25 protein-coding genes are annotated in these 20,469 nt (G+C 68.2%); 10 read left to right on the forward strand and 15 right to left on the reverse strand.

The window, feature by feature from the left end:
* Window positions 1–100: 100 nt before the first annotated feature.
* On the reverse strand, window positions 101–1,150 hold the full coding sequence (nusA, locus tag ACYVKL_RS25720; RefSeq protein WP_213556886.1) for a transcription termination factor NusA: 1,050 nt from the start codon (window positions 1,148–1,150) through the stop codon (window positions 101–103).
* Window positions 1,147–2,013, reverse strand: coding sequence for a ribosome maturation factor RimP (gene rimP / locus ACYVKL_RS25725; protein ID WP_379171544.1), 867 nt, complete (start codon window positions 2,011–2,013; stop codon window positions 1,147–1,149). Before rimP ends, nusA begins: the two co-directional genes overlap by 4 nt.
* A gap of 7 nt (window positions 2,014–2,020) precedes the next feature.
* On the opposite strand from rimP, the gene ACYVKL_RS25730 reads away from it, so the two are divergent.
* The 3 genes from ACYVKL_RS25730 to ACYVKL_RS25740 all read left to right on the forward strand — a co-directional run bounded on the left by ACYVKL_RS25730 (window position 2,021) and on the right by ACYVKL_RS25740 (window position 4,669).
* A complete protein-coding gene (locus ACYVKL_RS25730; RefSeq protein WP_379171547.1) occupies window positions 2,021–2,599 on the forward strand; it encodes a hypothetical protein in 579 nt (192 codons plus the stop codon).
* Window positions 2,596–3,030 (forward strand): ferritin-like domain-containing protein, encoded by a 435-nt coding sequence (locus ACYVKL_RS25735; protein ID WP_379171549.1) that lies wholly within the window; start codon window positions 2,596–2,598, stop codon window positions 3,028–3,030. The genes ACYVKL_RS25730 and ACYVKL_RS25735 overlap by 4 nt, the downstream gene beginning before the upstream one ends.
* Before the next feature lie 175 nt (window positions 3,031–3,205).
* Window positions 3,206–4,669 carry a three-helix bundle dimerization domain-containing protein gene (locus ACYVKL_RS25740; RefSeq protein ID WP_379171551.1) on the forward strand — a complete coding sequence of 488 codons (1,464 nt, stop codon included), beginning with the start codon at window positions 3,206–3,208 and terminating at the stop codon, window positions 4,667–4,669.
* Between the two features lie 48 nt (window positions 4,670–4,717).
* Here the strand turns inward: ACYVKL_RS25740 and ACYVKL_RS25745 are convergent, their stop codons facing one another.
* Window positions 4,718–5,620, reverse strand: a complete 903-nt coding sequence (locus tag ACYVKL_RS25745; protein WP_379171554.1) for a LysR family transcriptional regulator — start codon at window positions 5,618–5,620, stop codon at window positions 4,718–4,720.
* A 79-nt stretch (window positions 5,621–5,699) separates the two neighbouring features.
* Here ACYVKL_RS25745 and ACYVKL_RS25750 point away from each other — a divergent pair, with 79 nt between their 5' ends.
* Window positions 5,700–6,356: an SDR family oxidoreductase gene (locus ACYVKL_RS25750; RefSeq protein ID WP_379171556.1), complete on the forward strand. Its 657-nt coding sequence runs from the start codon at window positions 5,700–5,702 to the stop codon at window positions 6,354–6,356.
* 708 nt (window positions 6,357–7,064) lie between these two features.
* On the opposite strand, the gene ACYVKL_RS25755 is transcribed toward ACYVKL_RS25750, so the two are convergent.
* Genes ACYVKL_RS25755 through ACYVKL_RS25765 form a run of 3 tightly spaced genes read right to left on the reverse strand, consistent with a single transcriptional unit; the run spans window position 7,065 to window position 8,727 of the window.
* Window positions 7,065–7,616, reverse strand: a complete 552-nt coding sequence (locus ACYVKL_RS25755; protein WP_379171558.1) for a dihydrofolate reductase family protein — start codon at window positions 7,614–7,616, stop codon at window positions 7,065–7,067.
* Between the two features lie 40 nt (window positions 7,617–7,656).
* Window positions 7,657–8,139, reverse strand: a complete 483-nt coding sequence (locus ACYVKL_RS25760; RefSeq protein ID WP_379171560.1) for a YybH family protein — start codon at window positions 8,137–8,139, stop codon at window positions 7,657–7,659.
* A gap of 9 nt (window positions 8,140–8,148) precedes the next feature.
* Window positions 8,149–8,727, reverse strand: a complete 579-nt coding sequence (locus ACYVKL_RS25765; RefSeq protein ID WP_379171562.1) for an NADPH-dependent FMN reductase — start codon at window positions 8,725–8,727, stop codon at window positions 8,149–8,151.
* A gap of 188 nt (window positions 8,728–8,915) precedes the next feature.
* Between ACYVKL_RS25765 and sigJ the strand changes: the two genes are divergently transcribed.
* Window positions 8,916–9,806 carry an RNA polymerase sigma factor SigJ gene (sigJ, locus tag ACYVKL_RS25770; protein ID WP_357193968.1) on the forward strand — a complete coding sequence of 297 codons (891 nt, stop codon included), beginning with the start codon at window positions 8,916–8,918 and terminating at the stop codon, window positions 9,804–9,806.
* A gap of 16 nt (window positions 9,807–9,822) precedes the next feature.
* On the opposite strand, the gene ACYVKL_RS25775 is transcribed toward sigJ, so the two are convergent.
* From ACYVKL_RS25775 to ACYVKL_RS25810, 8 genes are all read right to left on the reverse strand, one after another.
* Window positions 9,823–10,506, reverse strand: coding sequence for a type 1 glutamine amidotransferase domain-containing protein (locus ACYVKL_RS25775; protein ID WP_379171564.1), 684 nt, complete (start codon window positions 10,504–10,506; stop codon window positions 9,823–9,825).
* A gap of 78 nt (window positions 10,507–10,584) precedes the next feature.
* Window positions 10,585–11,097, reverse strand: coding sequence for a hypothetical protein (locus ACYVKL_RS25780; RefSeq protein ID WP_379171566.1), 513 nt, complete (start codon window positions 11,095–11,097; stop codon window positions 10,585–10,587).
* A 137-nt stretch (window positions 11,098–11,234) separates the two neighbouring features.
* A complete protein-coding gene (locus ACYVKL_RS25785) occupies window positions 11,235–12,608 on the reverse strand; it encodes a serine/threonine-protein kinase (protein ID WP_379171568.1) in 1,374 nt (457 codons plus the stop codon).
* 191 nt (window positions 12,609–12,799) lie between these two features.
* Window positions 12,800–13,492, reverse strand: coding sequence for a hypothetical protein (locus tag ACYVKL_RS25790; protein WP_379171570.1), 693 nt, complete (start codon window positions 13,490–13,492; stop codon window positions 12,800–12,802).
* A 62-nt stretch (window positions 13,493–13,554) separates the two neighbouring features.
* The gene (locus tag ACYVKL_RS25795; protein ID WP_379171573.1) at window positions 13,555–14,169 is read right to left on the reverse strand and encodes a class I SAM-dependent methyltransferase; all 615 of its coding nucleotides are present in this window, start codon (window positions 14,167–14,169) and stop codon (window positions 13,555–13,557) included.
* Window positions 14,170–14,183: 14 nt separating this feature from the next.
* Window positions 14,184–14,384 carry a hypothetical protein gene (locus tag ACYVKL_RS25800; protein ID WP_379171575.1) on the reverse strand — a complete coding sequence of 67 codons (201 nt, stop codon included), beginning with the start codon at window positions 14,382–14,384 and terminating at the stop codon, window positions 14,184–14,186.
* A gap of 96 nt (window positions 14,385–14,480) precedes the next feature.
* A complete protein-coding gene (locus ACYVKL_RS25805) occupies window positions 14,481–15,041 on the reverse strand; it encodes a dihydrofolate reductase family protein (RefSeq protein ID WP_379171578.1) in 561 nt (186 codons plus the stop codon).
* A 155-nt stretch (window positions 15,042–15,196) separates the two neighbouring features.
* Window positions 15,197–16,954, reverse strand: coding sequence for a proline--tRNA ligase (locus ACYVKL_RS25810; protein WP_379171580.1), 1,758 nt, complete (start codon window positions 16,952–16,954; stop codon window positions 15,197–15,199).
* Between the two features lie 58 nt (window positions 16,955–17,012).
* On the opposite strand from ACYVKL_RS25810, the gene yaaA reads away from it, so the two are divergent.
* The 4 genes from yaaA to ACYVKL_RS25830 all read left to right on the forward strand — a co-directional run bounded on the left by yaaA (window position 17,013) and on the right by ACYVKL_RS25830 (window position 19,197).
* Window positions 17,013–17,759 (forward strand): peroxide stress protein YaaA, encoded by a 747-nt coding sequence (gene yaaA, locus ACYVKL_RS25815; protein WP_379171582.1) that lies wholly within the window; start codon window positions 17,013–17,015, stop codon window positions 17,757–17,759.
* Between the two features lie 18 nt (window positions 17,760–17,777).
* On the forward strand, window positions 17,778–18,170 hold the full coding sequence (locus ACYVKL_RS25820) for an ankyrin repeat domain-containing protein (RefSeq protein ID WP_246597982.1): 393 nt from the start codon (window positions 17,778–17,780) through the stop codon (window positions 18,168–18,170).
* 87 nt (window positions 18,171–18,257) lie between these two features.
* A complete protein-coding gene (locus ACYVKL_RS25825; protein WP_379171584.1) occupies window positions 18,258–18,488 on the forward strand; it encodes a hypothetical protein in 231 nt (76 codons plus the stop codon).
* Window positions 18,489–18,558: 70 nt separating this feature from the next.
* Window positions 18,559–19,197, forward strand: a complete 639-nt coding sequence (locus ACYVKL_RS25830; protein WP_379171586.1) for a maleylpyruvate isomerase family mycothiol-dependent enzyme — start codon at window positions 18,559–18,561, stop codon at window positions 19,195–19,197.
* A gap of 6 nt (window positions 19,198–19,203) precedes the next feature.
* On the opposite strand, the gene ACYVKL_RS25835 is transcribed toward ACYVKL_RS25830, so the two are convergent.
* On the reverse strand, window positions 19,204–19,848 hold the full coding sequence (locus tag ACYVKL_RS25835) for a dihydrofolate reductase family protein (RefSeq protein WP_379171588.1): 645 nt from the start codon (window positions 19,846–19,848) through the stop codon (window positions 19,204–19,206).
* A 58-nt stretch (window positions 19,849–19,906) separates the two neighbouring features.
* Here ACYVKL_RS25835 and ACYVKL_RS25840 point away from each other — a divergent pair, with 58 nt between their 5' ends.
* Window positions 19,907–20,452 (forward strand): winged helix-turn-helix transcriptional regulator, encoded by a 546-nt coding sequence (locus ACYVKL_RS25840; RefSeq protein WP_379171590.1) that lies wholly within the window; start codon window positions 19,907–19,909, stop codon window positions 20,450–20,452.
* Window positions 20,453–20,469: the final 17 nt, after the last annotated feature.

A 20,469-nucleotide genomic window follows, 5' to 3' on the forward strand; every position in this document is an offset into this window, starting at 1 on the left:
TTGGAAGTTACCAAGCTGTCATCCCGGGGGTCTGTTTCACAAATTCATCGGCCGACCGGGCCGGACCGATCGAGCAAGATCAGCCCGGCTGCCGACGGCGTCAGCTCCGGTGTGAGTCGGAACCGCCGGCCGCCGCCGCGGGACGTGCGCCGCCCTGCGTGTCGGCCGCGGCGTCGGAACGAATATCGATCCGCCAACCGGTGAGCCGGGCCGCCAGGCGGGCATTCTGGCCCTCCTTGCCGATGGCCAGGGAGAGCTGGAAGTCCGGAACCACCACGCGTGCGGCACGCGCGTCCGGGTCCACGATGGTGACCGAGACAACCTTCGACGGGGACAGCGCATTCCCGACGAAGGCGGCCGGGTCCTCGGCGTAGTCGATGATGTCGATCTTCTCGCCGGCCAGCTCGCTCATGACATTGCGCACACGCTGACCCATCGGGCCGATGCACGCGCCCTTGGCGTTCACGCCCGGGACGGTGGACCGGACCGCGATCTTGGAACGGTGCCCGGCCTCGCGCGCCACGGCCACGATCTCGACCGAGCCGTCGGCGATCTCGGGGACCTCCAGCGCGAACAGGCGGCGCACCAGGTTCGGGTGGGTGCGCGAGAGGGTGATCTGCGGGCCGCGCGGGCCGCGGGAGACGCCGACCACGTAGCACTTGATGCGGTCGCCGTGCTCGTAGGTCTCGCCCGGCACCTGCTCGGCGGGCGGGATGACACCCTCCGCGCCGTGCGCCTCGGAGCCGATGCGGACCACGATGGTGCCGCGGGCGTTCATGCGGGCATCGCGCTGCACCACACCGCCGACGATGTCGCCCTCGTGCGTGGAGAACTCGCCGAAGGACTTCTCGTTCTCGGCGTCGCGCAGCCGCTGCAGCACGACCTGGCGGGCGGTGGTGGCGGCGATGCGGCCGAAACCTTCGGGGGTGTCGTCCCATTCGGAGATGACATTGCCGTCGGCGTCGACCTCGCGGGCCATCACGCGCACCACACCGGTCTTCTGGTTGATGTCGATGCGGGCGGTGGGCTGGTGGCCCTCGGTGTGCCGGTAGGCGGTGAGCAGCGCGGACTCGATCGCGGAGATCACGGTCTCCATCGAGATCCCCTTGTCGGCGACAATCGCGCGCAGGGCTTCGATTTCGATGTTCATTCCACGATCCCTTCGGTCGGTGAATCGGATTCTGTTGTTTCGAGGTCGGTGTCCTCCTGGGCACCGGGCTGGGGACGGCCCGGCGCTACTCCCCCCGCGAGCTCCAGCTCGGCCGCGCCCGGTGGACTGAATTCCACTTGCACGACGGCCGATTGGATGTCGGCCAGCGGCACCGTCACCCGGTGTGGCTTCCGCTTGCCACCGAGAACCAGCGCGACATCGGTATCGGTACTGACGCCGACGCGGGCCTCGAACGTGGACTTGCCCTTCTCCTCCGGTGATTCGGCGCCGGGGTTCAGGGTGATCTTCACCTTGCGACCCTGCGCGCGCTGCCAGTGCCGCAGGGTGGTGAGGGGCCGGTCGATGCCGGGGGTGGTGATCTCGAGCAGATACGGGGTCTCGCCGAAGTCACCGGCGTCATCGAGGGTCTGCGAGATCTCGGTGCTCAACTCCGCCACGGCGTCCAGGTCGGGGGATCCGTCGCTGTCGACGGTCACCTTGACCTTGCTCGCTGGACCGGCAGCCGAAATCGCAACGCCTTCGAGGTCGAATCCTCGGCGTTCGACGAGCTCAGCAACTAGCTGGCTCACCCTTTCCTCGGTCGGCATCGGCATATGGGGCGGCTCCTGGTTCAGTTGTGACTGGTTGAGTTGTCGTTTCGGCGAATTACCGTGCCGAAGATCTAGCGTAACGCGCGAAAAGAGTGTAAAGGACCAGCCGACCCGCCCAAGTTCGGCATGGTCGGCGCTGCGGCACTCACGGCGTGTCCAAAGCGACGCGCCCATGACGGTTGCCCGTCGTTGCTGCTCACAGCCTATCGGACGGCCCTGGCGCAGCAAGCTGTCCGCGACGGCTGGCACCATGTATGCCGTGCACAGCAGTCAGAGCGGCCAGCCGGCCGATGTCGTCGGTCTCACGGTCCCGCCGGACCGAACCGGGTCCTCCGCCACCCGGATTTCCCGCCCGGTGAACCGGCGTTCGGCGCTGCGGCTCGCCGGTGGGGGCGCACTGGCGGTGGCCGCGGTGGGCGCGACCGCCGCGTGCACCAAGAACGAAGCCCCGGCCGCGCCGGACCCGCTGCTGGCCCAGGAGACCTCCGCCCTGACCGACGCGGCCGCCGCGAAAGCGGCCATCGCCACCGCGCCGGACCGGGCCGGAGTCCTGCAGACCATCGCCGATCAGCGGACCGCCCATGCCCAGGCGCTGCGCACCGAAATCGACCGCGCCATCGGCGTTTACGGCGACGGCACCACCCCGAGCCGCCGCACCCCGCCGCCCACCGCGATCGCGGTCACCACCCCGGTGACGGTGGCTGCGCTGCGCACCCAGCTCGGCGCGGCGCAGCGCTCGTCCGCCGACCTGTCGGCCACCCTTTCCGGATACCGCGCCGGCCTGCTCGCCTCGATCAGCGCCTGCTGTGCCACCCACGCAGGAGTCCTTCTCGCATGACCACCGCCGACCAGCAGGCGCTCATCGATGCCCTGAGCGCCGAATACTCCGCTGTCTACGCCTACGGCGTCATCGCCGCCTACGCCAACCACGACCGGGACAAGGTGGTGGCCGAATTCACCGCCGCCCACCGGGCCCGCCGCGACGCCACCATCGACGCGCTGAAGGCAAGCGGCGCAACGGTTCCCGAACCGGCGGCCGCCTACACCGCACCGTTCCCGGTGAACGATCCGATCCCCGCGGCCAAGCTCGCGGTGACCGTCGAATCCGATACCGCGGCCTGCTGGCGCGCGGTCGTGGAACGCGCCGGCGACCCGGGGCTGCGGCGCACCGGGATCGACGCGCTCACCGAATGCGCTGTGCGCCTTGCCACTTGGCAGTCCATCCTGGGCGCGGCCCCGGTGACGGTCGCCTTCCCTGGTCAGGCCTGACCGATACCGGGAAACCGGTCCGCAGGGTTACCGGGAATTCGCCGGGTCCGCACTTTCCGTTCGCGTTCTCGATCACGGGACACAACCCTGGATCGATAGGGTCTGTGCGGCGCGGCTCCTTTCGCATTTTTCCTGCCGTGCAACGAAATTCGGTGCGAGGTCGACAGGAGATGCTGTGGCGGTCAGTGCTGCGCGGGAAGAAAAGGCTGCGCGGGAGGAGAAGGCGCTACGCGAGGTGACGAATCGCCTGGTCGACGACTATGGCGAGGCGCATCCCGCGGAGCGGGTCGAGGCTGTGGTGGGTGCGGTGCGCAAGCGGTTCGAGGGGCATTCGGTGCGAGATTTCGTTCCGATTCTCGTCGAACGGATTGCGCGTCGGGAATTGGATCCGAAGCGGTCCAAGAATGGTGCGGCGCAGCTCGATCCGGCGAAATCCGGGCCGGTCGCCGAGAGCGGCACCTCGAATTCGCCCGATGGTCATCCGGCGGACACCTCGAGTGTGTTCGCGGCGGTGGCGGGACGGTTCGTGCCGGCGCGGCTGGTCGAGCACAAGCGGGTGCTGGGCGTGGCGGCGGCGGGCGTGGTCGCGGTGACGGCGCTGGCCGTGGTGATGGCCGCGCAGCAATCGGATTCGCCGTCCGGTGGCGGCACCGCCGCGCCCACGCTGACCACGGTGCACGGGGTGGTGGGGTCGGAGAAGTCGGCGTTCTTCGACGATCCGAAGGTGGCCGACGCGCTGCGCAAGCACGGTTTGCGGGTGGAGGTGGAGCCCGCCGGTTCGCGGCAGATCGCCACCTCGGTGGATCTGGGCAAGTACGACTTCGCGTTCCCGTCCAGCGCGGCCGCGGCGGAGCGGATCCAGCGGCAGCGCGGCGTGAGCGGCAAATATGTGCCGTTCTCCTCCCCCATGGCGATCGCCACCTTCAAGCCGATCGCCGACCTGCTGACCCAGGCGGGCATCGTACAGCCCGGCGCGACAACGACTTTCGACGTCGAGAAGTACCTGTCGCTGGCGGAGAAGGGCGTCCAGTGGAATCAACTGGACGGCAACTCGACCTACCCGGTCCCCAAGAACGTCCTGGTCTCCACGACCGACCCGCGCACCTCCAACTCCGCGGCCATGTACCTGGCGGTCACCGCCTACGTCGCCAATGACAACACCATCGTGCGCGGCGCCAAAGCCGAGGACTACGCGGTATCGCGGGTCTCCCGCCTGTTCACCCGGCAGGGCTTCACCGAATCCAGCAGCGACGGCCCCTTCAAGGACTACCTCGCCAACGGCATGGGCACCGTCCCCATGGCCTGGATCTACGAAGCCCAATACGTCGACGCCGCCGCCCACAACCAGCTCAAGCCCGACACCGTCCTGATGTATCCCAAGCCGACCATCATGTCCCAGCACACCGTTGTCCCCCTCACCGACAAGGGCGACCGCCTGGGCAAACTCCTCACCACCGACCCCGACCTCCAGCGCCTCGCCGCCGACCACGGCTTCCGTCCCACCGACGTCACCCTCTTCACCAACAACACCACCGCCCACCAGATCCCGGTCGACGCCAACCTCGTCAACCAGGTCACCCCACCCGACTACGACACCCTCGAACACCTCCTCGACGGCGTCGCCAAGTCCTACAACTGACGCGACAACGCGAAGCCCCGCCTCGACATCGAGGCGGGGCTTCGTCGTTCAGCCGAGTTTTGTTCGAACCGAGGCGGTGAGGGGGACTCCGCGGTCGACGATGTCGGAGACGAAGCGGCGGAGCAGGGGGTCGGTGGGGGTGCTGATCAGGCAGAACAGGTCGCGGGACAAGGGCGGGTGCAGGTGTTTCAGGGTTGCGGGGAGGGCGGGGCCGAGAGCCGTGGTCGGGACCAGGGCGATGCCGAGGCCGGATGCGGCGAGTTGGGCTGCGGTATTTGCTTGCCGGGTGCGCACGACGGGCTCGAGGGGGACGCCGTGGCGGGCGGCTTCGGTGTCGAGCCAGCCGGCGAGGCCGTTGTCGGGGTGATAGTGGACTACGGGTTGATCGTGTAAGTCGTTGAAGCTGAGGCGATCACGGTGGGACAGGGGGTGGCCGGCGGGGAGGACGGCGACGATTTCCTCGGGGCCGATGAGCTCCGATGCGCCGGTCCAGCGGGTCGGGCGGGGGCCGAGGGCGAGGTCGGCGGTGCCGGATTCGAGGTGGTGGACGAGGTCGTCGGCGCTGGTGGTCTCGGTGAGCTGAATGCGCACCTCGGGGTGGCGGCGAATCCAGGTGCGCAGGACGGGCGCCAGCAGGCTCGCGGTGAGGCTTTCGGCGCAGGCCAGCCGCAATACGCCGCCTTCTCCCCTGACCACCGCCTTACCGCTGTCGACAACCCGGGCGGCGGCGGTCAACGCCATGCGGGCGTCGGCCTCGACGGCGCGGCCGATGGCGGTGGCGCGCACCCCGCGCGGCAGTCGTTCGACGACCGGTGCGCCGATCTCGCGTTCGAGGGCGGCGAGCTGATGCGACAGGGCCGGTTGCGACATGTGCAGCAGCGCGGCGGCTTCGGTGATCGACCCCGCGTCCAGGACTGCGATCAGACATTCCAGGGCGCGCAAGGTAGACATTCGTGAATTCTATGGCAGAGATAGAAAACATTCATTCAGCGAAGGGATGATCTGCTTCCCGCATGGTGCTGAATCAGACATGACGACACTTCAGGACAAGACAATGGTCATCATCGGCGCCGGATCCGGCATCGGCCGACGAATCGCCGAGGACGCGACAGCCCAGGGCGCCCAAGTGATTTCGGCCGGACGCCCCGAGCTGGATCTGACCGACGAGGACACCGTGCGGGCGCTGGCCGAGCGGGTCGGTGAGCTGGACTTCCTGGTATCGCTGGCCGCCGACCACGCCAACGGCCCGATCACCGAGCTGGACCGCGACGCCGTGCACCGCGCCTTCGACGCCAAGGTGATCGGACCGATCCTGCTCGCCAAGCATTTCGCTCCCCGGTTCCGCGCCGGCGGCGCGATGCTGCTGTTCTCCGGCGTCGCGGCCTGGCGACCGACGCCCGGGCGCGTGGTCATGGCCACCACCAACGCGGCCGCCGCCACCCTGGCCGAGGCCCTCGCGGTAGAACTGGCCCCCTTGCGCGTCAACGCGATCTCCCCAGGCATCGTCGATTCGGGCGTGTGGGACGGTCCCGGCAAGGCGGCGTTCTTCCGAAGCGTCGCCGACCGCAATCCCGCGCGCCGCGTCGGGACCGCCGCCGACATTTCCGCCGCGGCCCTGCTGGCCCTGACGAATCCGTTCCTCACCGGAACCACCCTGCACGTCGACGGCGGCGGCAGACTCGTGTGAGAAGCAGCCACCAGGCGTGCGGCGCCTGACAACAGGGCGCCGCGAAGCCCAGGAATCCGGCGGGGGTCGGCGGGCTCAGCCGGTACTGACCTGACGACTTTCGGCCCCCTGTCCGGATTTCCGGACAGGGGGCCGAACGCGCGATTATCCAACGATTGGCGAAAGCTACTCGTCGGCAGCCACGGACCTTCCGGCAGCCTCGGATCTGCGCACGATCAGGCCCATACCCTCGGGATCCGACAGGAGCGAACGTCGCCGGTCGCTCGGAATAGCCCTCGGCCGTTCACCTTTCGGGCCACGATCAGGTCGCTTTCGACTGCGGTCACCTGTCAGAACTTCCTCGACAACAGGCTGCAGAACCGGGTTCCACGTCCGTGTCCACCACCGCCGCCCACGGCGAAACAGCAACGCCGGCACGGTCAATACCATCAGCGCGAGAGCGAGATTGCCTAACACCTCAGCGAGCACGCGCGGCACGACAACCCAGGCACACCCCAGCACCACCACCCCCAGCGGAATGACCAACCCCCAGTGCCCCGCCTGCACCGCCTTACCGATCCAAACCCCCGCCAGTAGCCCAACCATCATCACGGCCAAGACAACAACCGTCTCCGCGAAGTCCCCTCGCCGATGAGTCCGCCGCCCCACCCTCAACCCCCTACACGCTTACGACAACTGTAGTCAGGCGACTCCCTGACCTACCGACGCTCAGATGGTGACGTAGCGGTGCATTACTGCGGTGTCGAAGTGCCTCGTTTCTGCCAGTCGGAGGTGGATGCGCTTGTCCAGCAAAGGGAACATCGGGGTGCCGCCGCCGAGGACCACCGGTGAGACGAACATTTGGTACTCGTCGATGAGGCCGTGGGGGATCAGGGATGCTGCGAGGTTGGCGCCGCCGACTTCCATTACGCCGTCGCCTTCGGTTTTGAGTCTGCGGACCTCCTCGACTGCGTTCGCGCTGACCAGGGTGCTGTTCCACTGGACTTCGGTGAGGGTGCGGGAGAAGACGAACTTGGGTTTGGCCGTCCACAGGGCGCCGAATTCGCGGAGGATGGGGGATGCGTCTTCGGGGACGTGCGGCCAGTAGTCGGCCATCAGTTCGTAGAGGCGGCGGCCGTGTAGGGAGATGTCGATGTCGCGGTATCTGTCGTTGTGGAACTGGTGCAGTTCCTCGTCCGGGTCGGTCCAGTCGATGTTGCCGTCGCGGTCGTTGATGTAGCCGTCCAGGGTTACGCCGAACCCGTAGATCAGTTTCCTCATAGTCGAGTAGACCGCCTACGGGGTCGGAATTCATCGATGCTCAGCGGGCGTGTTCGTCGGGGTGGAGGTCGACCACGCCCTTGCCGGTCGCGATGTCGAGGGGGACCGAGACCTGGTCGTGGGCGATCAGCCAGGTGTCGCCGAGTTTGCGCAGGCCGTAGGTGACGCGGACCCACATGCCGGGGACGGGGACGCCGGATCTCGCGGTGCCGGAGAGGCGGGCGAAGGCGTGGCCGTAGGCGACATCGGCGCCGATGGTCAGGGTCAGGTCGCGGATTTCGTAGTTCACGGTTTCGAAGAACTGGAACACTTTTGTCCAGTTCGCGAGTTTGGCTGCGGTTCCGACGTGTTGGAGCGGGGGTTCGACGTCGAAGGACACGACGTCGGTGGTGTACAGGCGGCCCAGGGACTCGAGGTCTTCGGTGCGCAGAGCCTCGATCACGGCGTCGAGCTGTCGGCGGATCGCCGCTTCCTCGGCCGCGGCGTGGTCGGTGGTGGGCCGAAGGTCGTTGAATGCGTTCATGATCGGCTCCTAGGAGTTGACGAGAGCGGTGTTCGCGGCGCGCAACGGGGCGAGCGCGGCGCTCCAGGCGAGGACCTGGTCGAGGGTCTTGCCCAGCGCCGCGGTGTGCGGCGGGGTCGGGGTGAAGGTGTTGTTGTCGAAATCGGTGAGCACCGAGATCCCGACCTGGTAGCCGACATCGGCCAGGCCGAGGGTGCTGCAGACCGCGCGCAGCTGCACGACCGCCCGCGCGCCGCCGTTCACGCCGTAGGAGACGAATCCGACCGCCTTGTCGTTCCATTCGGCGAAGACGTGGTCGAGGGCGTTCTTCAGGACGCCCGGGTAGCCGCCGTTGTACTCCGGGGTCACGATCACGAAGCCGTCGAAGGGGGCGACGCGGGCCGCCCAGGCGCGGGTGTGCGCATTCGCCGAGGGGCCGAACATCGGAGGCACGGACTCGTCGAAGTGCGGGAGCGGGTGGTCGCGCAGGTCGATCAACTCGTAGTCGGCGTCGCCGCGCGCCGACGCCGCATCCAGGACCCAGCGGGCGACCTGGGCGCCGTTGCGGTTGGGCCGGGTGCTGCCGAGGATGATGCCGATTCTGGTCATGTCACGATCTCCTGGTTGGCCGGAACTGTCTCGGATGCACCGACGACGCAGCCGTCCGGAATGTCAGGTCGCCTCCGCCCACCCGTCGCCCCACCACCACCCCTGATCGAGACGCTTCGCGTCGCTCACATTCTGTGTCGATGATTCGTCGATATCGGTGAGTGGCACGCAGACCGAAGGAGCTGACCATGACCGACCCGCAGCTGCCCGCGGTGATGAACGAACGCCGTCAGCTGATCAACCTCGCCTACCGGCTGCTGGGGTCGCTGGCCGAGGCGGAGGACGTGGTGCAGGAGACCTACGCGCGCTGGTACGCGCTGTCGGAGCGGCAGCGGCAGGAGATCGCGGCGCCGGGCGCATGGCTGACCACCGTCGCGAGCCGGATCTGCCTGGATCTGCTCGGTTCGGCGCGCGCCCGGCGGGAACGCTATGTGGGCGAATGGATTCCGGAGCCGGTGCCCGGCCGCGGCGACTGGCTGGAGGGCCCGGTGTCCGCGGATCCCGCCGACCGAGTCACCCTCGACGAGTCGATCAGCATGGCTTTCCTCGTCGTGCTGGACTCCATGACGCCCGCCGAGCGGGTGGCGTTCGTCCTGCACGACGTGTTCCGGTATTCCTTCGCCGAGGTCGCCGACATCGTCGGGCGCACCCCCGCGGCGTGCCGCCAGCTCGCCTCCAGTGCCCGCCGCCGCATCGACACCTCGCGGGCACCGTCGAGCACCGAGCGCGCCGATATCGTCCGGGACTTCAAACGAGCGTGGGAGACAAAGGATATCGAGGCGTTGATCGGGCTGCTCGATCCGCGCGCGATCGCGACCGCCGACGGCGGCGGTCTGGTGCTCGCGTTCCTCGACCCGATCGTCGGCCGCGACCGGATCGCGGACGCCTGGATGGAGATCGCCGCCCGCGGCGGGCCCACGACCCTCATCGAGCGCACGGTCAACGGCCAGCCCGGCCTGGTCGCGGAGGTGGACGGCGCCGTCGTCTCGGTCTACGCCTTCGACATCGCCGACGGCCGGATCACCCGCATCTGGGTGATCCGGAACCCGGAGAAACTGCGCCCCTGGACGGCCGGCTGAACCCACGGGCCCGATGTCAGAGCAGGGCGGCGATCTTCTGGGCGGTCGCCTTGGCCGATCCGGGGTTCTGGCCGGTCACCAGGTTGCCGTCGACCACGACGTAGGAGACGAACGGGAGCATCGCCTTCTCGTAGAGCGCGCCACGCTTCTTCATCTCCGCCTCGGCGTTGTAGGGCACCAGCTCGTCGACGCGGGCGAGAACTTCCTCCTGCCAGGCGAATCCGGTGAGTTTGCGGCCCGCGACCAGGTAGGAGCCGTCGGAGAGTTCGGTGTTGAGCAGGCCGCAGTAGCCGTGGCAGACCGAGGCGACGATGCCGCCGCGTTCGAAGATCTCGCGCGTGATGCGCTGCAGGCCCGCGCTGTCGGGGAAGTCGTACATCACCGCGTGGCCACCGGTGAAGTAGATGGCGTCGTAGTCGGCCGAATCGATCCGGTCGGGGGCGGCGGTGGTGTCGAGCAGCGCCATCCGGGCCGGGTCGGCGCGCCACGCTTTCGCGGTCCGGTCGTAGTTGGGGAACTTCAGCGACCGCGGCTCCAGGGGGACGGGGCCACCCGCCGGGCTGACCAGGGTCTGCTCGAATCCGTGCCGTTCGAAGACGTGCCAGGCGTGGGTGAGTTCGGACAGCCACAGGCCGGTCGGGTGGGACGGGTCGTCGTAGTGGCCGACGTTGGTGACGACGTTCAAGATGCGTTTGCTCATGCGTGATCGTCCTTCGCGGCTGGTCGGTGCGGCTCCGGTCTCACTCGGCGAAACGAACTGGGGAAATCCTAGTCGCGGTCAGCGGGCGCCGATGCCCGGTTCGAGAATGGTCGCGGCGTTTTGCGCGCCGACGCAGGTGTTCCCATTGGCGTAGGCGACCTCGACGGTCATCACCCCGGTCGCGGTCCGGAGGCTGACCGTACAACCCAGAATGGTCTCCGGACCGACATAGGCGTCCCGGCCATTGATTTTGGTGACAGTCGGCGCCTGCCCGCCCGGACGATCGACAGCCGACTGAGCCGCGGCCAGATAAGCCTCATAACTCCGGACCGGGGCCACCACACTGGGATGCTCCAGCGACAAAGTCTCATGACCACTGAACGAGGTGAACTGACACTTCACCGAATAATCGCCGATGGTCGGAACATCCTTCCGAGTCTCCGGGTCATACCCGGCACTCCGAAGCGCACTCTTCGAAAACTCCTGACACGGATCGAACATCCCCGCCGGCTTGCTCTCCGACCCCGAACAGCCACCGACCAGGCCAACCGCCAGACCAGCAACGATCAAGCCGATCAAGTTCTTCCGCACACGCACCCCGTACAACGTTCACAACAGCGATCTCGGCCGCCGCAGCAGACCAGGCGCGACTGTACTCGGCCCGTTCACCGTCCGGGAAGCCGAGCTGTCCGCACCGCCCCGCTCGCTTTCGTATCCGCCGCGATCGGTCAACGGGTGGTGGAGATCTCGATCGAGCCGAGCCTGCAGTGCGCCATTCCGCCCTTGGCGGCAGTTTCGGAAATGCAGTCCCACCTTCCGCCGGCGTCGGGAATTCCGCCGACAGCCGCGCCACTGCCCTCGGCCATGCCTAGCTTGACATCCAGATAGTACTGGGACAGAACAGATTTCACGGTCGCGCAGGAAATGGTTCCGGCGTCGATCATGGTATCGATGGCCATACCGGTCGTGGTATTCACTGAGCCGCAATGCGTTCCAGGGCCGGGCAGAATCGGCTGCTGCGTCGTCGTCGTTGTGGTCGTCGTGGTTGTGGTGGTCTGCGCGACCGGGCTCGAGGTTGCCGTCGTCGAATTCGGTGTCGTCGTGGACGTCGAAAGAGCTGTGTCGCTTCCGGATTGGTCGTTCAGGAACACCGCACCGACCGCGATGGCCGCGCCGAGCAGAACCATGGCGGCGACAATCACTCCTACCCGTGCCGGCTTAGGAATCCTCCGCCGCAGGTCCGCGACCGCCTGCCCCGCATTGATCACGGTCTCGGCCGGTGGCGTCGCGGCCGTGGCGGCCGCGACGCAGGCTGCGGCCAGTTCCCCCGCGGTCTGGTAGCGCTGGTCGGGGTCCTTGGCCATGCCGGTCGTGATGACGTCGTCCAGGACGGTTCCGATCTGCGGGCGCAGCACGCTCGGCCGGGGCGGCGGCTGGGTCAGATGCGCGGCGATCTGCTGCTCCAGAGCGGTTGCCGGGTAAGGAGTTCGGCCGGTCAGGCACTGGTACAGCACGCAGGCCAGCGCGTACACGTCGCTGCGGGCGTCGGCGGTGCCCGTGGTGAACCGTTCCGGCGCCATGTAGGCGAAGGTGCCGATCGTCGCACCGGTGCTGGTCAGCCCGGTCTCCCCCACCGCCCGGGCGATCCCGAAATCGATCAGGTACACGAAATCGCCTGCCGTGATCAGCAAGTTCGAGGGCTTCACATCCCGATGCACCAGCCCCACCGCATGCGCGGCATCGAGCGCCTCACCCGCCTGCGCCACCACCGCGACCGCCCGCGCCACCGGCATCGGCCCCGACTCGGCCAGTAGCGAATCCACTCCGGCGCCGGTGACGAACTGCATGCAGATGAACAGCCGGTCCTCGATCTCGCCGTAGTCGAAGATCGGCACCACATGCGGATGCCCGAGCCCCGCCGCGGCTCGCGCCTCCCGCTGGAACCGTTCCCGGAACACCGGATCGGCCGCCATGTGCGAGTGCAATACCTTGACCGCGACCGTCCGATCCGTCTGATCGTCGTGGGCCCGGTACACCTGCCCCATGCCGCCCTCACCGAGCAGCTCCTGCAGCCGGTACCGGCCGAACCGCGTCCCCTCCACCGGATGCCCTCCCCTACCCGCGTTCAGCGCAGGCCGCGGCGCGTCGTGGCTTCGGTGGCGGCTGGGTTGTTCGTCACGGGGGCGACGGTAGCGAGGGAGGATTGAAAGATCAGCCGTGCGGGTGCTTCGCGGGCCGTTCGTACAGGTCAAGGGGTGTGCGCCGGAATTCCTGACCGGAAAACCGTGGTGGGTCAGTGGCTGCTGCCGGTGCCGTTCAGTAGCAGTGGGATTCGGCCGGCCAGGTCGACGGGGAGGTAGACGGGGGCGGAGGTGGTCCAGGGTTGGCTGGACTGGGGGTCGTATTGGCTGGGCATGGTGATGCCGGCCGGGGCGTAGGCGTGGAAGCCGTTGGCGCGGGAGGTGTAGGTGGCGCGCCACAGGTGGTCCTGGAAGGCGATGACGCCGGCGGTGTCGGTGTCGCGGGACGGGCCGCGCAGTGCGGCAACCTTTTTCGCGGCGCCGTCGGTGGACAGGTAGGTCAGGGTGCCGTCGGGTTGGCGCTCCGCCTCGATCGGGATGACGTCGGTCATGCCGTAGCGGGTGCGCAGGACGTCGGCGATGACGGTTTGGGCGTAGACGGGGATGGTGCGGGTGCCGCGGGCTGCCACCACGGCGGCGGCGAGGGCTTCGTTCACCGGTCCGGGGTCGCCCTCGGTGCGGGCGGGGTCGGCGCCAGCGGGAATGCGGTTGCCGAAGCTGTAGGCCAGCAGGAAGGTGAACTGGTCGGCGGAGGCGGTGGGGACGGGCCACAGGTCACTCGATCCGGACGCCGAACCACTGGCGGAACCCGAGGCGGAGGAACCGGTGTCGGCCAGGGCGACCGGGGCTCGGACCGCGAGACCGACCGTCAGAGCAGCGGCGAGGACGGCGAGTGAGGCTCTCATGATCATGAAGCTAGCCAGAGACCGTCGGCCACACAGGCATTCATTCGCTCAGCGGGACTGCGTCACTCCGCACGGGAGAACACCGCCACCAGGAAGTCGGACTCGCCGGTGAAGGGGCGCAGGTCCCAGGTCGAGAATTGCGCATCCGCGACGAGTCCGGCGCGCTGGGCGTCGGCGAGGAACTCGGAGAATTCGTAGCCGCGGTCGGCGCCGAATCCCACGACCAGGCGACCGGACTCGGCCAGGTGGCGGGCGAAACCAGCGAGTACCGCCGCGCGGGTGGTGGGCGCCAGGAAGGTCACCACGTTGCCCGCGCAGACGATGACGTCGAAGCCGGCCTCGACGCCGCGCGACGGGAGGTCCAGTTCGGCGAGGTCGCCGACCAGCCAGGTGGGTCCGGGGTGGTCCTGTTCGGCCGCGGCGATCAGGACGGGATCGACGTCGACGCCCACCACCGTGTGCCCGGCTCGGTGCAGGTAGCCGCCCACGCGGCCGGGTCCGCAGCCCGCGTCCAGGACGCGGCTGCCGCGGGCGAGCATCGCGTCGATCATGCGCGCCTCGCCGACGATGTCGGCGCCCTCGGCGGCCAAAGTCCGGAAACGTTCCACGTACCAGGTGGAATGTGCGGGGTCGGCAGCGGTGAGTTCCTCCCACTGGCTGGGGGTCCGTCCACTCATCGACTGTCTCCTCGTCATCTGCCCCTGTCTACGGTCCAGCCTGCCATTGCGGCGTCGGCCGCCGGCACCCGGCCGGGGAACATTGTCATCCCGTTCACATCGGCCGCGTTGTCGGTCAGGCCGATCAGGAACAGCACGATGGCGATGAACATGATCAGACAGCCGATCACGACGCCGAGCAGAACCCACACCGCGTCGCCGAGCTTCCGCCGCATGATTTCCCCTTTCGCTGTCGGACTACCCCGAATGTAATTCCTTGTCCGCCTTCGCGTCCGAGTCGAGAATCGGTCCGACGTCGGCGCGGGCGTGGCTCAGCGGGTGCGCTCGTAGCGCAGGTAGACGGTGCGGGAGTTCAGGGTCTGGGATTCGAGGAGACGCAGGTCGACGGGTGCGGCCAGTGGCGGGAAGTACGGGGTGCCCTCGCCGAGGATGATCGGGCAGACGAACTGGCGGTATTCGTCGATCAGGTTCTCGTCGATGGCGGTCGCGGCCAGGCCCGCACCGCCGACCGCGATCACTCCCGCGTCGAACCGGTCACGCAGTCGGCCGATCTCGGTGGCCAGGTCGGCGGTGGCGAGGCGAGCATTGCCCGTCACCGTCTCCAAGGTGCGCGAGAACACCACCTTCGGAAGGGCCCGCCAGACCCGCGCGAACTCCACCTCGACCTCCCCGGCCATGGTCTCCTCGGCGTTCTCCCACACCAGCATCTCCTGGTACAGCCCGCTCCCGCACACATACGCGGCGATGTGCCGGGTCTGCTCGAGATGGAAGCGCATCTGCTCCGGGAACGGCGCGCTCCACCCGATCTCACCGGTGGGGCCTGCGATGAACCCGTCCAGCGACACACTCATCGAATAGATCACGGGCAACATCGGATTCCCTCCTCAACGACAGGCATGACGCGCGCCTCGGTTCGGTAGGCCCATTCTGTCCGCTGCGCGCCGATTCGGGCGTGCCGACGCGACGGTGCCGGGAAACGAAAGTGGCGCACCACTCGGAGGTGGTGCGCCACTGGCCGGGTTGGTGGTCAGCCGCGGATCTTGGCTGCCACGGTGGCGACGGCGGTGTCGGCGGGGAGTTCTTCGGCGGTGCCGGCGAAGCGGTCGCGGAGTTCGATCTTGCCTTCGGCCCAGCCGCGGCCGACGACGACGATGTAGGGCATGCCGAGGAGTTCGGCGTCCTTGAACTTGACGCCCGGGGAGGCGGTGCGGTCGTCGAGGAGGACCTCGAAGCCGAGGGAATCGAGTTCGGCGGCAACCTGTTCGGCGCCGGCGCGGGCGCCCTCGTCCTTGTTGGCGATGACGACGTGGACGTCGAAGGGAGCGACCTCGCGGGGCCAGCGCAGGCCCTTCTCGTCGTGCTTCTGCTCGGCGAGGACCGCGACCATGCGGGACACGCCGACACCGTAGGAGCCCATGGTGAGGCGGACCGGCTTGCCGTTCTCGCCCAGCACGTCGACCTGGAAGGCGTCGGTGTACTTCTGGCCGAGCTGGAAGATGTGGCCGATCTCGATGCCGCGGGCGGCCTCCAGGACGCCACGGCCGTCGGGCGAGGGGTCGCCGTTGCGGACCTCGGCGGCCTCGATGGTGCCGTCGGCGGTGAAGTCGCGGCCGGCGACCAGGCCGACGTAGTGCTTGCCGGGCTCGTCGGCGCCGGTGATCCAGGCGGTGCCGGACACCACGCGCGGGTCGACCAGGTAGCGGACGCCGTTGGCGAGCAGCGCCTTCGGGCCGATGTAGCCCTTCACCAGGAAGGGGTTGGCCTTGAAGTCGGCCTCGTCGAGCAGTTCGACGGAGGCGGGCTCGACGGACGCCTCGAGGCGCTTCTCGTCGACCTCACGGTCACCGGGGATGCCGATGCCGAGCAGTTCGGTCTTGCCGTCGGGGTAGACCAGCTTGACCATGACGTTCTTGAGGGTGTCGGCAGCGGTGACCTCGCGGCCCAGCACCTTGTCGATGCCCGCGCCGTTGGCCCAGTCCACCAGGGTGGCGATGGTGGGGGTGTCCGGGGTGTCGTGGACGACGGCGTCGGCCTGGCCCTCGATGGCGATGGCGGGCGGCGCGGCGGTGACCACGGCCTCCACGTTCGCGGCGTACCCGGACTCGCGGCAGATGACGTAGGTGTCCTCGCCGACGGGGCTGTCGGCCAGGAACTCCTCGGAGGCCGAACCGCCCATGGCGCCGGAGGTGGCGGCCACGATCACGTACTTCACGCCGAGGCGGTCGAAGATCTTCTGGTAGGCCTCGCGGTGGGCGTTGTAGCTGTTCTTGAGCCCGTCCTCGTCGAGGTCGAAGGAGTAGGAGTCCTTCATGACGAATTCGCGGCCGCGCAGGATGCCCGCGCGGGGGCGGCCTTCGTCGCGGTACTTGGTCTGGATCTGGTACAGCGTGACCGGCAGATCCTTGTACGAGTTGTACTCACCCTTCACGGTGAGCGCGAACAGCTCCTCGTGGGTGGGGCCGAGCAGGTAGTCCTGGCCCTTGCGGTCCTTCAACCGGAACAGGCCGTCGCCGTACTCGGTCCAGCGGTTGGTGGTCTCGTAGGGTTCGCGCGGCAGCAGGGCCGGCAGCGAGATCTCCTGCGCGCCGATGGCGTTCATCTCCGCCCGGACCACGTCCTCGACCTTGCGCAGCGTGCGCAGGCCGAGCGGCAGCCACGAGTAGACGCCGGGCGCGATGCGACGCACGTATCCGGCACGCACCAGCAGCTTGTGGCTGGGCACCTCGGCGTCGGCGGGATCGTCGCGCAGGGTGCGCAGGAACAGGTGGGAGAGGCGGGTGATCACGGATGAACACAGTAGCCGCTGCTAGCGAACACTTCCCAAGGCATTACCGTGTTGGCTCGTGCTGGTGCTGCTGCCTCCCTCAGAAACCAAGTCCGACGGTGGTTCGGGCGGTCCCCTGGACCTGGATTCCCTCGCGATGCCGCAGCTCACGGCGGTGCGCGACAAACTGGTCACCGAGCTGATCGAGTTGGCCGCCGACGCGGACGCCTCGCGGGCCGCGCTCGGGCTGGGCAAGGGGGCTGACGCGGAGATCGCGCGCAACGCCGCCCTGCGCACCTCCGCCACCCGCCCGGCGCTGGATCGGTACACCGGCGTGCTGTACGACGCCCTGGATGCCGCGGGCTTCACGAAGGCGCAGCGCGGCAAGGCCGAGGCCCGGCTCGGGATCGGTTCGGCGCTGTTCGGTGTGGTGCGCGCGGGCGACTCGATTCCGGCCTACCGGCTCTCGGGCGGTTCCAAACTGCCGGGTCTGCCGACCCTGCAGTCGCTGTGGAAGTCGGTGCTGCCGGAGGCGTTGCGTGCCGAGGCGGCCGGGCAGCTGGTCGTGGATCTGCGTTCGGGCACCTATCAGAACCTGGGCCGCATCCCGGGCGCGATCACCGCGACCGTGCTCACCGAGCGTCCCGACGGCAAGCGAACCGTGGTGAGCCACTTCAACAAACACCACAAGGGTCTGCTGGCCCGCGCGCTGGTCCTGACCCGCACCGAGCCCTCGACCATCGACGCGCTGGCCCGCGTCTCCGAGAAGGCCGGTCTGCGCACCGAGATCGCGTCTCCGACCGAGCTGCTCATCATCACCGACTGACCTCGATACAGTGGCGGGGTGGAACCCAACGAGCTGTCCCCCGAGGTCCTCGAACTCGCCGGCAAGATCTTCGACCTCGCACGCACCGGCGACGCCGCCACCCTGGCCGCCTATCTCGACGCCGGCGTCCCGGTGAACCTCACCAACGACAATGGCGACACCCTGCTCATGCTCGCCGCCTACTACTCCCACCCGGAGGCGGTGACCGCCCTCCTGGACCGCAAGGCCGACCCCAACTTCGGCAACGACAAGGGCCAAACCCCGTTGTCGGGAGCGGTTTTCAAGGGCTCCGACGAGATCGTGCGCGCGTTGCTCGCCGCCGGCGCCGACCCGAACGCGGGCAGCCCGTCGGCCCGCGACGCCGCCGAAATGTTCGGCCAGACAAAGTATCTGGCGTTGTTCGACGCCTGAGGTCGAACGGTCCGGGCGCCGGAACGACGCGACATCTCCGCGCAATTATGTCGAGATCCGGCGCACTCTGCCGATAGTGTCGATCCGGTGGTACGAAGCGGTAGAACTGATTTCGGACAGTACGGCGAACCACTCGGGGAGGACGACGAGGGCGATGCGCCTTCGAGGGCGGGTGACGTCGCGGCGGTGGCGCTCGGCGTGCTGATCGGCCTGCTCCTCTTCCTGGCCCTGCTCTTCGCGTTCTGGTACGAGGTCGGCAAGGCTTTCGGCTCCGAGAACGCGGCCGGCGACCCGCCCGTTTCCTGGTATCGGGCCTGACACCGATGAGTTCGGGCGGGCGGCATCGTCAGCAGAGGGGAAATCCGAACCGAGCTGGGAGGTATCCCGAGTGTCGAACACTGTTTCTCGTGACGAGCTGTGGGGGCTGGTGCACGCCGAACGCGCCGCGCTGACCGATGATCTCGCCGGGCTGAGCGCCGCGCAGTGGGCGCAACGGTCGCTGTGCGGGGACTGGTCGGTGGAAGAGGTGGTCGCACACCTCACCGCGGGAGCGAGTACCGGGCGGCTCCGCTGGATGTTCAGCGTGCTGAGCAATCACTTCGACTTCGGCAAACACAATGACCGGCAGCTGGCCGCGCACCGCGCGACCACCCCGCAGGAGACGTTGGAGCGATTCCGGGCGGTCGTCGACAGCACGGTCGCACCGTCCGGACACACTGCGGCCTGGCTCGGTGAGGTGATCGTGCACGGCCAGGACATTCGGCACCCGTTGGGTCTGCCGCGCAAGCCGTCGATCGAGGCCGTCACCGAGGTGGCGCGATTCTTCGCGAGCCGCGACTTCACCGTCCCCAGCCACAAATCGATCCAAGGCCTGCGACTGGAAGCGACCGACGGCCCCTTCGCCATCGGAGACGGTCCCGTGGTGACCGGCCCGACGATCGCCTTGACCATGGCGATGGCGGGCCGGACAACCTACTGCGACGAACTCACCGGCGCGGGCCTGCCCACCCTGCGCGGCCGCATCTGACGCCCGTCACTTCCGCCAGAAGAAGTGGTGGGTGACGCCGCTGGGGCTGGGGATACGCTCCAGGTGGAAGCGGTCGGTGAGGGTGTCCGGGCTGGTCCAGAGTTGTTCGCCGCGGCCGAGTTCCACCGGGGCGACCGCAACGTGCATCTGGTCGATGAGGTCCGCCTCGAGGAAGGCCCGGACCGTGGCGACGCCGCCGCCGATCCGGACGTCCTTGCCGTCTGCGGCGTCCAGCGCCTGCGCCAGCGCCTCCTTGGGCGAGGTGTTCAGGAAGTGGAATGTGGTGGCGCCCCGGGTGATCGAGGGCCGGACATGGTGGGTGAGCACGAAGACGGGAGTGCGGAAGGGCGGCTCCGCACCCCACCAACCCTCCCATTCGAGGTTCTCCCACGGTCCACGCTGGGGGCCGAATTTGTTGCGGCCCATGATTTCCGCGCCGACATTTCGGTGCCACTCACGGGTGCAGTAGTCGTCGAGTCCGTAGCTACCGCCCGGCTCGGTGCGAGTAGGACCGTGCGCGGTGGCGCCGGACCAGGAGAACAACGCGGTCGCGTCGGCGTCCCCGAACGGACGCTCCAGACTCTGCCCCTCGCCCGCGCCATAGCCGTCGCTGGAGACGTTGAAGTTGTGAACCCGGACCATCTGCGCCATGGAATGCCCCTTCTGGTTGCAATCTGCAATCGGTTTCGACAGTATCTAGACTGATCTCGTGACGCAACCAGTTGCACCGGGCAAGTTGACTACCCCGCCGGGCAAGTCGGGCTGTCCGATCAACATGACCGTCGAGCTGCTCGGAGATCGGTGGAGCTTGATCGTGTTGCGCGACATCATGTTCAGCGGCGCGACCCACTTCCGTGAGCTGCTCACCGGATCGATCGAAGGCATCGCCTCCAATATGCTCGCGGCACGCCTGGCGAAACTGGTGGACGCCGGTCTACTCACCCGCGACGACGATCCGAGCCATCGGCAGAAGGTCGAATACCACCTCACCGAGGCGGCGATCCAGCTCGTACCGGTCCTGGCCAATCTCGGAGCGTGGGGAGCCCGCTGGCTGAACACCACCCCGGAACTGACCATCCGAGCCGAACTGCTGGCCGCGGGCGGGCCTCCGCTGTGGGAGCGATTCATGGCCGAACTTCGCGCCGTTCACCTGGACGGCGCGCCGACGCCGACCGACGGGGTCCTCGCGGAACTGACCGCGGCCTACGAGGAAACCGCGCGCAGGGAGCGAGAAGCCTCGACCGGGACGCAGTAGCTCGGTACCTCACACCA

The sequence above is a fragment of the Nocardia tengchongensis genome, assembly GCF_054781395.1.

Bases quoted from the DNA above. Each gene is read 5' to 3' on its own strand.
- ACYVKL_RS25760 (WP_379171560.1), bottom strand. From the start codon at position 8,139: ATGAACGCATTCAACGACCTTCGGCCCACCACCGACCACGCCGCGGCC.
- ACYVKL_RS25755 (WP_379171558.1), bottom strand. From the start codon at position 7,616: ATGAGGAAACTGATCTACGGGTTCGGCGTAACCCTGGACGGCTACATC.
- ACYVKL_RS25745 (WP_379171554.1), bottom strand. From the start codon at position 5,620: ATGTCTACCTTGCGCGCCCTGGAATGTCTGATCGCAGTCCTGGACGCG.
- ACYVKL_RS25765 (WP_379171562.1), bottom strand. From the start codon at position 8,727: ATGACCAGAATCGGCATCATCCTCGGCAGCACCCGGCCCAACCGCAAC.
- ACYVKL_RS25800 (WP_379171575.1), bottom strand. From the start codon at position 14,384: ATGCGGCGGAAGCTCGGCGACGCGGTGTGGGTTCTGCTCGGCGTCGTG.
- ACYVKL_RS25805 (WP_379171578.1), bottom strand. From the start codon at position 15,041: ATGTTGCCCGTGATCTATTCGATGAGTGTGTCGCTGGACGGGTTCATC.
- ACYVKL_RS25735 (WP_379171549.1), top strand. From the start codon at position 2,596: ATGACCACCGCCGACCAGCAGGCGCTCATCGATGCCCTGAGCGCCGAA.
- ACYVKL_RS25750 (WP_379171556.1), top strand. From the start codon at position 5,700: ATGACGACACTTCAGGACAAGACAATGGTCATCATCGGCGCCGGATCC.
- ACYVKL_RS25795 (WP_379171573.1), bottom strand. From the start codon at position 14,169: ATGAGTGGACGGACCCCCAGCCAGTGGGAGGAACTCACCGCTGCCGAC.
- rimP (WP_379171544.1), bottom strand. From the start codon at position 2,013: ATGGTGCCAGCCGTCGCGGACAGCTTGCTGCGCCAGGGCCGTCCGATA.
- ACYVKL_RS25790 (WP_379171570.1), bottom strand. From the start codon at position 13,492: ATGAGAGCCTCACTCGCCGTCCTCGCCGCTGCTCTGACGGTCGGTCTC.
- ACYVKL_RS25835 (WP_379171588.1), bottom strand. From the start codon at position 19,848: ATGGCGCAGATGGTCCGGGTTCACAACTTCAACGTCTCCAGCGACGGC.
- ACYVKL_RS25775 (WP_379171564.1), bottom strand. From the start codon at position 10,506: ATGAGCAAACGCATCTTGAACGTCGTCACCAACGTCGGCCACTACGAC.
- sigJ (WP_357193968.1), top strand. From the start codon at position 8,916: ATGACCGACCCGCAGCTGCCCGCGGTGATGAACGAACGCCGTCAGCTG.
- nusA (WP_213556886.1), bottom strand. From the start codon at position 1,150: ATGAACATCGAAATCGAAGCCCTGCGCGCGATTGTCGCCGACAAGGGG.